At 43.8% G+C, this 12,526-nt stretch carries 7 protein-coding genes; 2 read left to right on the plus strand and 5 right to left on the minus strand.

All coding sequences use genetic code 11. The features are described from left to right. Together E0F88_RS28285 and E0F88_RS28290 are read left to right on the plus strand one after the other, a co-directional pair. A partial coding sequence (locus tag E0F88_RS28285; protein WP_181956071.1) for a transposase occupies positions 1-282 on the plus strand: 282 nt, incomplete at its 5' end. 261 nt (positions 283-543) lie between these two features. Then, positions 544-738, plus strand: a complete 195-nt coding sequence (locus E0F88_RS28290) for a hypothetical protein (RefSeq protein WP_131961706.1) — start codon at positions 544-546, stop codon at positions 736-738. A gap of 291 nt (positions 739-1,029) precedes the next feature. Here the strand turns inward: E0F88_RS28290 and E0F88_RS28295 are convergent, their stop codons facing one another. The 5 genes from E0F88_RS28295 to E0F88_RS28315 form a co-directional block, all read right to left on the minus strand. After that, positions 1,030-3,786 (minus strand): M14 family metallopeptidase, encoded by a 2,757-nt coding sequence (locus E0F88_RS28295; RefSeq protein ID WP_131961707.1) that lies wholly within the window; start codon positions 3,784-3,786, stop codon positions 1,030-1,032. Continuing rightward, positions 3,783-6,560, minus strand: a complete 2,778-nt coding sequence (locus tag E0F88_RS28300; protein ID WP_131961708.1) for a M14 family metallopeptidase — start codon at positions 6,558-6,560, stop codon at positions 3,783-3,785. The genes E0F88_RS28295 and E0F88_RS28300 overlap by 4 nt, the downstream gene beginning before the upstream one ends. Before the next feature lie 116 nt (positions 6,561-6,676). Further along, the gene (locus E0F88_RS28305) at positions 6,677-7,300 is read right to left on the minus strand and encodes a hypothetical protein (protein WP_131961709.1); all 624 of its coding nucleotides are present in this window, start codon (positions 7,298-7,300) and stop codon (positions 6,677-6,679) included. 44 nt (positions 7,301-7,344) lie between these two features. After that, positions 7,345-8,940, minus strand: coding sequence for a SusD/RagB family nutrient-binding outer membrane lipoprotein (locus tag E0F88_RS28310; RefSeq protein ID WP_131961710.1), 1,596 nt, complete (start codon positions 8,938-8,940; stop codon positions 7,345-7,347). Between the two features lie 22 nt (positions 8,941-8,962). Beyond that, on the minus strand, positions 8,963-12,496 hold the full coding sequence (locus E0F88_RS28315; RefSeq protein ID WP_229213943.1) for a SusC/RagA family TonB-linked outer membrane protein: 3,534 nt from the start codon (positions 12,494-12,496) through the stop codon (positions 8,963-8,965). Between the last annotated feature and the right edge of the window lie 30 nt (positions 12,497-12,526).

Genomic DNA, 12,526 nt, shown 5'->3' on the forward strand with positions numbered 1-12,526 from the left:
AACCAAAAGTCTCTTTTTATAGCCGACGGTGCGAAAGCTCATAAAGACGAACTTTTTGATGCCAACAAATTAGTATTTAAAAAATTGCCGCCCGCTTGTCCTGAACTAAATCCTATTGAAAGATTTTTCAAGGAAGTGCGGAGGTATCTGAAAAACAAAGTTTTTGACAGCCTAGAACTCGCACAACAAAAAATTCAGAAAGTAGTAGAGAACATTTCAGAATCCATTGACAACGTGATTTCACTTACTTGTTTTCCCTATATCAGAAATACGTCTATTTAAATTGGATTTAGTATAACATCAATTTTAGTAATATTTCTGTCTTGTACAAAGACTGAACTGGGACCCGGGAATAACATCTACTTTGAAGGAGATTATATTTATAACCGACGTAATAATACAACTGAAAGAAAAATAGATCTTCAAATTACGGGAAGGTCGAACAACCGGGTAAATTTAAAACTGACGGGTTTTCCCGGGCCCTTTTCCGGAGATTCTACAATAAATGTAAATGACATAGAGCTGACATTTCTCAATGTCGAAGTGAAAAACAAATTTGTTTTGGAATTTGAGCAGACTCAGAACGCTTATAATAATGACAAATTTGTTTATAATGCGTGGTTTAAAGTCAAAGCCAGTAAAGTGGGAGAAGATATTACGTTGGATATTTATGTTGAAAGGAGAGATGTTGCCGGGCACATAATTAAATACATTTATCCGTTTGTAAAAAAGCTGTAAACCTCTGACATCACTTCTCATTCACCACACTAAAATTCACCCTCGTCTCCTCTGAGATTTTAGGAATCAGTTATAAAATAAGTTGTAACTCCGAAAATTGCAGCGAGGCCGTATAGGTCAAAGAATTTTGAAATAATATCTGTAAACCGAATTTAGAGATATTAGATTATTTTATTGCCTTAAGTTAACAATCTGATTTTAAACAAGAAAACGGGAAGAACTGCTTTTAAAAGCAATCCTTCCCGTTTTTCTATTCAGGCCAAACAAAGTAACGTTTGTTCAGCACCTATTTTAGTACAGCTGATTGAACAGCCATTTAAATGTTCCATGTGACTGGGCGCGGAAAGTGATTTCCGGACCGAAGGCGTACAATTTACCTTTACCCACATTGGCTTCAAATGCGGCTACTCCACCCTGCAGATAAGCCTGTCCCCATGCCCATCCACTGCGAAGCGGTGTGCTGTTCGGGAACCATGCAAGCGGTTTGATAACGCCTTTGGCAATTGCATCCGGTGAAACTGTGAAAACAGGGCTGTTATCAAAATAAACGTCCGTTTTTGAGCTCATACCCCAGCTTGCTTTTGCAGTCGTATCAACGCTTACATTGAGAAGACTTCCCGGAATAAAGAATTTCTCACCAGGAAGCGGTTCGCTGCTGCCATCCTTAGTAACCTCAGTAATTGCGTTGCGAATAGGCAAACCTAAGTGATAGGCAAGACCTGTGCTGCTTCCGATGGTAACGATCTTACCGCCTGCTTCCATGAATTTCTTCAATTGCGGAATAGATTTGGCAGCCGTGATGGATCCCATTGTAGAACGGAATTCCTCAGGAACTTCTTCTTCTTTTGGTCCTCTTCCTGCAAACATGGCATTCATAACAGAGTCACGTGCAGAAGGTGCAGAGATAGCGCGGGTTACAAATACGATCACATCATATTTACTTTTCAAATCACCGCCATCGATTTCTTTTGCAAAAATAACACTGAATGGAAAGCGATACTGTTCAAGCATCCAGCGTACCCAACCCGAGGGCATCGATCCACCGTAAGTATCCCAAAGCGCCACTTTCAAAGGAGCAACTTTTTCCATTGCTCCGGCTGGTTTTTTAGCAACCGCCCCGATCTGGATACCCAGTTCTTTTGTAGCTTTTTCAACGATTCCTTTTGACTTTGCACTCTGAGGAATGTAGAAAGTACCGTCAGCAAGACGACTAACTTCTGCTCCTGCTTTCAAAAGATCATTTACTACGATGAATGCATCGTTCACACTCGCCTTGATTTCGTAACCTGCTGAACCCGATGCAACTTTACCAACCGGTAACTGAAGCTGTCCGTATGGCATTTTTTCAAATGGTCCGTCGAATTTTTCCAGAATACGGTCAAACTTAACACTCATCTGGAAAGCAAGTGTCCATCCTGCTGCATCGTAAGGTCTGATCGGAGGTCCGCCCGGGTACTGGAAATCGTTAGGATAATCCTGCGGCTCGAACATATCGATTACGTGTGGACGGAAAGCCTGAGCAGTTTTAACCACATAAGAACCAGCAGGATAATTTTTACCGGCTACTGTAAATGCAGATGTTGCTTTTTCGATCTGGATACCTGTGCGAACCAATGCGTTGATAAATTTCACTGCTGTTGGAAAATCAGCCTGGTCTGCAGGAATGATGTATCCGCGCGGATCACGTTTGGCTGGTGCTTCAAAAACCGTGTTGTAATATTTAACAGGAACACCACCGCCTCCGCGGAACATACCTCCTCCGCCCGGGGTTGGTGCTTCTCCTCCGCGTGGTCTTGCTTTGGCCTGATCTGCTTTATAAGCTGAGTTGATCTCCTCCACTCTCTTTGGTGTTGGCGTCCAGTAATCACCGCTTCCACGTTTGATAGAGTTTTTACCCATCGTATAAATGTTGTAAAGCAAATGATCGCTGTTACGTGCCGCATAATCCAGAACCGAATAGTTCAATGACACCGAATAGTCAATAGACTGCTTGAAATGCCATGTCTTCTGAGGCGTTACAGGGAAAGGCGTATTGTTGTTCGGGATCAGACGTTCCGGAACCAAAGGTACGTCCTCTGGGGTTGGTCCGCCAATAATCTCTGTAAGCAAACCGATCATGTTGTGAAAATGCGTAGTTGTACGAAGACCGCCATTATACCAGGTCGAAAAGCTCGAACCAGTCAGACGTGTAAACCCTGGCTTGTTTTCGGCATTCAGACGGTTGTACATTGCTGCGCCCACTGCATCAATTCCTGTTACCATCATCGGATCAAAAACGTAGTTGAACGGATCACGGTAAGGAGGTCCTGCCAAAACGGAACCCGCAGGTCCTCTCTGATGGTGATTGTACATAATCTGAGGAATCCATTCAACAAAAAGCTGCTGCCCCATGTTACGGCTCTCCACCTGATTCTGAATAAAGAAATCGCGGTTGTTATCGTGACCGATGTATTTCTGATACAATCTCGGAAGCCCTTCGTTTTTACGCTTCAAAGGATCTTTTTCTCTCATATACCAGTTGGAAACCAACTCCTGTCCATCAGGATTAGCATGTGTGAAAAGAATAATCACATTATCAAGAATCCTTTTCGTCTCAGCATCATTGCGGCTAACTACGTTGTAAAGTGTTTCTATAAGCTGGTGAATACCTACAACTTCCGTAGCATGCAAACCACCATCGATCCATACGATTGATTTTCCTTCTGCTGCCATTGCCCGTGCCTGCTCTTCGCTAATACCATCGGCGTGCGCCATTTTCGTAGAAATTTCCTTATAGCGGTCAAGCTTTTTCAGGTTTTCAGGAGAAGAAACAATCAGCATGTGCTGGTCGCGATTCTCTGCGGTTTTACCAATCACAGTTAACTTAACACGATCCGAAGCTTTTGCAATTTTTTGAAAGTAAGCTTCTGTCTGTGTAAAATTGGCTAGCTGATAATCATCACCAATGCTAAACCCAAAGTGCTCTTTGGGTGTCGGAATCTGGGCCCAGGCCGACTGAATTCCTAAAAACAGGATCGCTAAAAACAGGCGATTAAATTTGTTTGTCATTTGGTCAGATTTGTTTTGTAAAGTTCATTAAACAATAACTTGAAAGTACCATGCGACTGTCCACGGAAAGTAATTTCAGGTCCGAAGGCATAAAGTTTCCCTTTACCAACTTTGGCCTGGAAGGCAACTACGCCATCTTTCAGATAAGTTTCTCCCCAAGCCCATCCACTCACAAGTGGTTTAGCAGTTGAGAACCATGCAAGCGGTGTAAGACCTTTCATAGCCGCATCCGGCCCGATGTGGAACACAGGACTATTGCTGAAAACAACATCTGCTTCGCTGGCCATACCCCAGTTTGCCGGTGCGTCTGTATCAAAAGCAACTTTAAGAATACTTCCGGGGATGTAATAGCGCTCTCCCGAAAGATTTTTGGTTTCTCCTTTTGCATTTACTTCTGTAAGTGCATTGGTTACAGGAAGCCCCAAATGATAAGCAAGTGCAGTGCTGCTGCCCACTGTAACAACCTGTCCGCCTGCTTCCATAAATTTTTTAAGTTCAGGAATTGATTTTGCAGGAGTAATGCTGCCCAGCCAAGGACGGAACTCTTCTGCTATTTCCTCTGGTTTAGGCTGTCTGCCAAAGCCGCCTCTGCCTTCACCACCACCGGTAGCAACCGCAGGAATACCTCCGCCAATGAACAGAATCACATCGTATTTTGAAGACAAATCGCCTTTGTCAATATCCTGAGGGTAAATCACTTTATAATCAAAATTGTATTGTTCCATCATCCAGCGAACCCAGCCTGATGGCATCGAGCCGCCGTAGTTGTCAAAAAGAGCGATACGCGCGGGCGTTACTTTAACCGATGTGGCCGGACGAGCCGAAACGGCTATTCCTTTTACACCATAACTTGCCGATGCTTTATCCAAAATCGATTTGCCTTTTGCAGGAACAAAAAACGATCCGGCAGGAGCAGTAGATGTGCTGTCGGTTGTACGATACACTTCAACACCTGCTTTCATCAGATCATTAACAGCTGTAAAAGCATTGTTTACTCTTGAATCAACAAGATATCCGCCTTTTGAAGATGGTGTTGAAACAACAGGCATCGCCTGAACCTGTCCGTAAGGAATACGTTCGAAAGGACCGTCAAATGCGTTTAAGATACGATCAAACTTAACACCCATCTGGAAAGCAAGTGTCCAGCCTGCTGCATCGTAAGGACGGATCGGAGGACCGCCCGGATATTCGAAATCATTCGGGTGATTTTGTGGCTCGAACATATCCATCACGTGCGGACGGAAAGCCTGTGCAGCTTTCACCACATAAGAACCAGCAGGATATTTTTTACCTTCCACAGTGAAAGGCGCTGATGCTTTGTGAATCAGAATACCTGATTTGATCAGCGCATTGATAAATTTCACAGCTGTTGGAAAATCCGCCTGATCAGCCGAAAGGATAAAACCTCTTGGATCTCTTAAAACAGGATTTGTATAAACACTATCAAAAAACTTCTGCGGAATTGTGTTTCCACCAAATCCGCCAAAGGCTGCGCCTGCTGCTGTGCTGTCCGGACGCGGACGGGCTGCCGGTGCTGCTTTTTTAGAAGCCTCAAAACCATCGGTTACAGCCTGAGAGTACTTTGGATAAAGTGTCCAGGTATCTTTGCTTCCTTTTTCGATAGAGCTTCTGCCCATTTTGTAAATATTGTACATCAGCTCGTCTCCGTTGCGAAGCGCATAATTCAGGATTCCGTAGTTAAGCGAAACTGAATAATCGATTGAACGGCGGTATGGCCATTTCTGAGGCATTACCGGGAATGGGTTTGCATTGTTTGGAATTAAACGGTCCGGTACCAGAGGAATGGTCATCGGTGTCGGATTTCCTGTAATCTCTGTCAGGATACCAATAATGTTATGGAAATAAGGTGTTGTACGAAGACCACCGTTCCACCAGGTGGAAAATACAGATCCTGCCAAACGTGTATACCCTGGTTTGCCTTCAACATGCAAACGGTTGATCATAGATGCAGCAACACCTTCAATACCCGTAATTATCTGCGGATCAAGAAGATGATTAAAAGGATCGCGGTAAGGAGGACCTGCCACAACAGCACCTGCAGGTGAAGTCTGGTGGTGATTATAAATGATCTGCGGAAGCCATTCAACATACTGCTGAGTAGAAGTGTTGGTGGTTTCTTTCATGTTCATCATGTAGAAATCACGGTTGTTATCGTGACCTACATATTTCTGATACAGACGCGGAATGTTCATGTTCCGTTTCTTAGGATCTTTTTCGTTCATATACCAGCTCGCAACGATTTCCTGTCCGTCAGGATTTACCTGCGAAAGCAAAATGATCACGTTGTCCAGGATTTTCATTGTTTCAGGATCTTTGCGGCTTACCAGTTGGTAATACGTTTCGATCAGCTGATGAGAACCCACGGTTTCAGTAGCGTGAAGACCACCGTCGATCCAAACAACCGGCTTGCCTTCACCAATTAAAGCACGTGCTTCTTCTTCGGTGATTTCGGCATGTGCCAGTTTCTGGGAGATTTCTTTGTAACGATCTAATTTTTTAAGGTTAGCGGGAGAGGAAACAATCATCATTGGCTGGCGCCGGCCTTCTTCTGTCGGACCAATGTCAACAAACTTTACCCTGTCCGAAACAGCGGCTACTTTTTTGAAGTAAGCCTCAGCCTGGGTGAAGGTAGCCAGGTTGTAATCATCACCGATGTTAAAACCAAAATGTTCCTTTGGCGTCGGGATGGTTTGGGCAAAGGATACCGATACTGAAAAAAATAACAGTACTATACATAAACGTATTCGTATCATATTTATAGGATTAACTTTTTGATCATTAAGTACAAATTTATAAACCATTAAGGAGTGAAGAAACATTAAGGAAAATGCTTAATAACCCTAACTCCTTAATGTTTCATTAAAAAATATTACTGGTTTTTGAACCTCACACCTACACGGCAGTCACAAGGCTCGCCACGTGACTCATCACAAGCATTTTCCTGATACTGAACGATCTTTCTGCCGTCACCCATCGTCAGGATAAACTTGAACAGGAAGTAGTCATTGGCAACCACAGTGCTCAGATTTGTACCTGTGAATGCAGCAAGCTGAGCCGGTGTAAGAGTAAAAGTTTTAGGAAAGGTTGTCACCTTTTCATACAACTTATCTGTTGCCAGGACGGTGCTCGGCAGCGGGAACTGACGGATACTTGGAAACTCACCGGCCAAAGAATAAACAATCGGGTACGCAGGCGGGCTGGATTCTTTTTTGTTGAAGCTAAGATATACGTCAATGGAGGTTACCGTGGTTCTCCCAAAATCGAAATAATCCAGCGTCCATTCAAATTGCTGCGTTGTTGCATAATTCGGATCCTTCAGGTTAAAGAAAGATACGTTTCCGGTTTGTACGGTTGGCAAAGCAGACTTCGCTATGTTCACCGTTACTTTTGGAGCAGCACCGGTTGTTGCCTTTTCCCAGTCGTACTCCACATCCTTGCACGAATCCATCCCAATAGCGATCAGCATCATGGCATATACAAAGAACTTTTTCATATCTGTTAATTTAAAATTGATATCAATATTTTTTTTGCCCGATCTTATTTATCCCAGAATACAGGTGTGGTCTGCTGAGCTCTCTGAATTGTTTCACGATCCTTAATCAAAGTTTCGTTCGATGTCAGTTCCGTTTCAGAATAGTAAAAACGCAAAGGGAACACGTCAAGCGGAGAAACAAGGTCGCCTAGTTTTGGAAGACCGGTTCTGCGGTAATCGTTGTAGGATTCTACGCCGTTACCAAACAGGGCAATCCATTTCTGCGTCATCAAAAGTTCCATTTTACCGGTTTCGCTGGCAGCTGTAAACTGTGTTTTAACCTTATTTACAAAACCTGTGATCGTTGCAGCAGGAATGGTAGTTCCTTTGTTGCTTCCTGCCAGCGTACTTACGGTAGTCAGCTGAGCAGTAACCGCATCAGCAAGAAGCTGTGCCGCATCCTCTCCTGTTCCCATTGTCAATGCAGCTTCCGCTCTGATGAATTTCACCATTGAGTTAGTAATCAAAGGAAGAATTCCCGCACCCGTTCCGTCTCCCGCAGTGGAGAGAGGAATTTTAAATGAATTTGAAGTAGAAGTTGAAACCGCACCTGTATTGTTCAAATACACGTTAGCAGCAGTCAAGGTTTTGATCGTTCCGTTGTCATACAAACCACCGGCCGGATAAATTCCGATCAATGCTCTTGTATTTGCATCTGCAGGAGAAGCAGCTCCATCACCCGGTTCACGGCCGTAGTAACCTTCACCGTTGTTTGAGTTTGCAAGACCTACTGTTGAGTTCTGGCGGAATACATAATAACGAAGACGCGGATCGTCACTGTCTTTCAGATTATTAACAAGTGGCATACTTACATAACCGCCTCTGCTGGATCCATACCAGCTCACGTACCATGGATGGCGTGCGTTTGGTGTTACGTTAGTTCCGTACTTAAAAGTAAAATCCTGAGCATTGTCTGCAATTAAAAGGGCACCGCTTGAAAGTAATGCTTTGATACCGGCACTGGCTTTTGCTGGATCTGAAAGGCGGATCTGATTAAACATTTTCAGTTTAAGCGAGTTGGCCATACGTGTCCAGTTAGTTTTGTTTCCCTGATAAAAAATATCGGAACCCGCAGCTACTGTAAAGCTTTTGTTCATATCAGCAAGCGCTTCATCGATCAGTGCAAAAAGACTGGTGTAGATATCAGCTCCTTTGTCAAGAGCCGGATCAGCAAATTCTCCCGCCGCCTGGGTGTAGGGTACGTCTCCCCACACATCAACCATAATGCTGTATAAATAAGCTTTTTCAAGCTTTGCGATTGCTACATATCCCCATGCTTCCTGAGCTGTACCTTCTCTTATTACCGTTTCAAGATCAGGAATGGTGGCAGTGTAGAAACCTGACCAGGGCGTAGAAAATGATGTTCCGCTTTGATTCCAACGGTTTAGAGCACCGGATGCAAAGTGTTGCATGGCAGAAGAACCTCCCGCATTAACTCCGTTGAAATAACCTGCCAAAGACATTTGGGTTGCAGGTAAAAGCAGACTCAGCGTAGGCTTTGTCGGGTTGTTTGGGTCACTGTTGATGTCCACAAAATCACTGCAGGAACTTGCCAGAAATAGCAGAACAAGTAACGCGGATATTTTAAATTTTCCTCTCATAATGTTTCCGGTTTTGACTGGATTAAAAGCTGATTCGTAAGTTTACACCATAGCGGCGGGTTGTTGGTACCCCGTAAGAATCCGCACCGGCATTGTTGGATGATCCTGTGCTAACTTCCGGATCATAATTCATGTATTTTGGAAAGTTTGGTGCATTGTACCAAAGGTTTCTTCCGCTGATCGAAAGCGAAGCAGATCCGAAAGGTGTTTTGGCAAGCAAACGTGCAGGCACTGAGTACCCAAGAGAAACTTCACGAAGACGGAATACAGTTGCATCGAATACTGATCCTTCTGCTACCCCACCCGGCCCGAAGCCGCTTGCGAAATAATAATCGATTACTGTAATGGCTGTATTGTTCGGGATTTTGTTACCCTCTCCATCCAGAAGTGGTTTCAGTGTATTTACATCACCCAGCACGCCTGGTCCGATAAGCATTCTGTAACGATCTTCTGTGTCTTTACTTACACCACGCGCCATGGCTTCACCAATGTTACTTGAATATATTGCTCCGCCTTGTTTCCAGTCAAAAAGAACACCCAAAGTGAATTTTTTGAAAGAGAAAGAATTGCTAAGTCCGGCCATAAAAGTTGGGTTTGGATTGCCGATCGGTCCGCTTGTTGAAGAAGATATTGGTTTGGCAGTCTGTGGATTAACTAAAATATTACCTTCTTCATCTCTTGCATAACGACTTCTGTAAATCTGTCCGTAAGGCTGTCCGGCAATGTGAACGTTGCTTCCGTAAACAAGCTGAGCATATCCCCCAAGGTCATCAACCATGTTCTTGTTTTTAGTAAAGTTGGCATCCACCTCCCATTTGAAACCGTTTTCAGTTTCGATAGGCGTTGCACCAAGGGTTACTTCAATACCTCTGTTGGATGTTTGTCCCAGGTTAATGATCCGGTCGGTGTAACCCGTTGAAGGAGCAGATTTTACAGTGAATATTTGAGAGGTACTTTTCTTGTGATAATAAGTTAAATCAAAAGAAAGACGTCCTTCAAAGAATTCAAGGTTTGTACCTGTTTCAAACTCTGTGATAAATTCCGGCTGAAGATTGGCATTGGTCAGTACATCCGACATGGTCAGCGTACTTACATTTGTAACCGTTCCGTTTGAGAAAGGCGCACCTAATCCACTTGCATCTGCATTGGCTGTGTACACATTGGCAGTTAAATAAGGACTGGCCTCGTTACCAACTTTTGTATAACCCAACCGCACTTTACCAGAGCTGAAAATTTTGTTTTGAATTTTTAAAGCTTCTGAGAATACAAACGACCCGTTTGCACCGCCGTAGAAGTAACTTCTGTTTGCCTTAGGTAACGTAGACGACACATCGTTCCGTGCTACCAGGTTCAAAGAAGCAAAGCTTTTATAGTCCAGTGTTACGTCCCCAAAAAATGCATAGTAACGCTGTTTGATCTTCGCACGGTTGTTAGGAAGACTTCCCAGAGTAATCGTTGAAGTATTGCTGATATCATTGATACCCGCTGTGATGATGTTGTCACCACTGAAAGCCGAACGCTCTGTTTTACGCTGGTTAATGTTATTTCCAAGAATGGCACGTAAAGAGAAATCTTTGTTAAAGCTTTTGGTGATGGTGAATAACAACGTGTTATCCAGTTCCTGACGGTAGATATTGTCGGTATTAATCGTTCCGTTTGCGTAAACAGAAGAACCTTTGCCTAAAACACTTACCCGGCGATCAGTGTAAGCATTAAAACCAGCTGTGTTCTGGATATTCAGCCATGGAGTCGGATCAAAACCCAACACGAAGTTACCGTAGTAACGATCTACGTTTGAAGTAGACGGGCTGTGTTTAACAGACCAATAAGGGTTATCAAGTCCGTCACGGTCATAGACGTTTGCACCTGTATTCGGATTTTCATACGGAAGACCGCTCAGATCGTAACTTGTTGGTAAATAATACAGGTTACTCATGATATCACCGCTTCCACCAATCGGAGGGCTTTTCTGATCAGTCATTACATAGTTTATCGTACCTCTTGCGTAAAATTTGTTATCCAGTTTAATATTACCGCCTACGTTAAAGGAAGTACGTGAAATTTCGTTTCCGGGGACAATACCCTTGTTACTTGTACGTCCAAGACCTAAGGTAAAGTTTCCTTTTTCGCTTCCGCTGTTGATCGTTAAACCGTTTTCAAATACAGAACCCGTTCTGAAAAAATCACGCTGCGCTTTTCCTGCATAAGACTTGTACGGAATTTGAGCAGCGGTAACGCCATCAGCCATATAAAACTGAGGAAAATCAGTTGAATTGTATCCCGGACGTGCAAGAGGATGGGGAATCGTTTCGCGGCTGCTGTATGCCGATCCGTTTGAACCATAAACCGCTGTACGAAAGTCAAAGTTGGTACCTTGCCCGTAAGTATGCTGATAATCAGGAAGTCCCGCAATTTCCTCTGCTGAGTAAGAAGTACTATAAGTAATCTCAGTACCTTTTTTGCCTTTTTTGGCAGATGCTTTGGTAGTAATGATAATCGCGCCGTTCGCTGCACGTGAACCATAAAGCGCAGCTGCCGCAGCACCTTTCAATACCGTTAAGCTTTGAATGTTATTAGGGTCAATGTCAAAAGCACGGCTTGCAGTAGACTGGCTGCTTTGCGTCTGACGGTCACCCGCAGGAGCGTAAGTAGAGTTGTCAAAAGGGACACCATCTACAACATACAAAGGCTGGTTGTTGTTTCCCAGCGAAGAATTCCCGCGGATTGTTACGTTGGTAGAACCACCCGCAACTCCACCACCACCCTGAATGTTAACACCTGCCATTTTACCTGTCAGTGCACGCATTGGATCCGGTTCGCTTTTTTGAGCCAGATCGTCTGATTTTAAAGTTGCCACAGAATATCCAAGTGTTCCTGCAGCTCTTTCGATACCAGCAGCTGTTACTACTACTTCGCTAAGCTGTCTGCTATCCGAAAACAACAAAACATCTATTACTGCTCTGTCTTTAACAGGCGTTTCATGCGTGGTAAAGCCCAAAAATGAAAAAACCAGAACCGACTCACCATTAGGTACCTGGATTGAATAATTTCCATCCTGATCCGTCGTAGTTCCGATCTGCGTTCCTTTTACGATGATGTTCACCCCGGCAAGTGCACTGGCGTCATCCTGAGCAGTTACTTTACCTTTTACACGAACATCCATCATGTTCGTTGACGTTGACACCGGAGCCTTTTTCACAGGGACGGTTTTAACGGGTTCAGCAATTACAAATGTTTTCTGAAATTTTTCAGCTGATAGGTTCAATGGTGTCAGAACCTCTTTTAAATAGGTTTCAATGTTCTCATTTTTCCCTAACGTACGCGATATACGTTTTCCTGTTACCTGGCCTTTCTGATAAGCAAAAGTAACATGATATTTATTCTCAATTTCCTGCAAAGCATCGGTTAGTGCGATAGGACGAGCCTTGGCGACCACCGGCTGCTTATCATCATTCCCACGTGCCCAAATGGCCCCCTGCCCGTTTACCTGGCAAACTGCACCCGGCAAAAGAAACATCAGCCACAGAAATTTCTTCCTGGATAACATTGATCTCATAAGTCTGAAAGTTTATTGTAGGTAAATTAG

Source organism: Dyadobacter psychrotolerans, from assembly GCF_004349265.1.
GTDB lineage: Bacteria > Bacteroidota > Bacteroidia > Cytophagales > Spirosomataceae > Dyadobacter > Dyadobacter psychrotolerans.

What these genes read in the sequence shown, in the direction of transcription:
- E0F88_RS28315 (WP_229213943.1), bottom strand. Translation starts at nt 12,496, where the DNA reads ATGAGATCAATGTTATCCAGGAAGAAATTTCTGTGGCTGATGTTTCTT.
- E0F88_RS28310 (WP_131961710.1), bottom strand. Translation starts at nt 8,940, where the DNA reads ATGAGAGGAAAATTTAAAATATCCGCGTTACTTGTTCTGCTATTTCTG.
- E0F88_RS28305 (WP_131961709.1), bottom strand. Translation starts at nt 7,300, where the DNA reads ATGAAAAAGTTCTTTGTATATGCCATGATGCTGATCGCTATTGGGATG.
- E0F88_RS28300 (WP_131961708.1), bottom strand. Translation starts at nt 6,560, where the DNA reads ATGATACGAATACGTTTATGTATAGTACTGTTATTTTTTTCAGTATCG.
- E0F88_RS28295 (WP_131961707.1), bottom strand. Translation starts at nt 3,786, where the DNA reads ATGACAAACAAATTTAATCGCCTGTTTTTAGCGATCCTGTTTTTAGGA.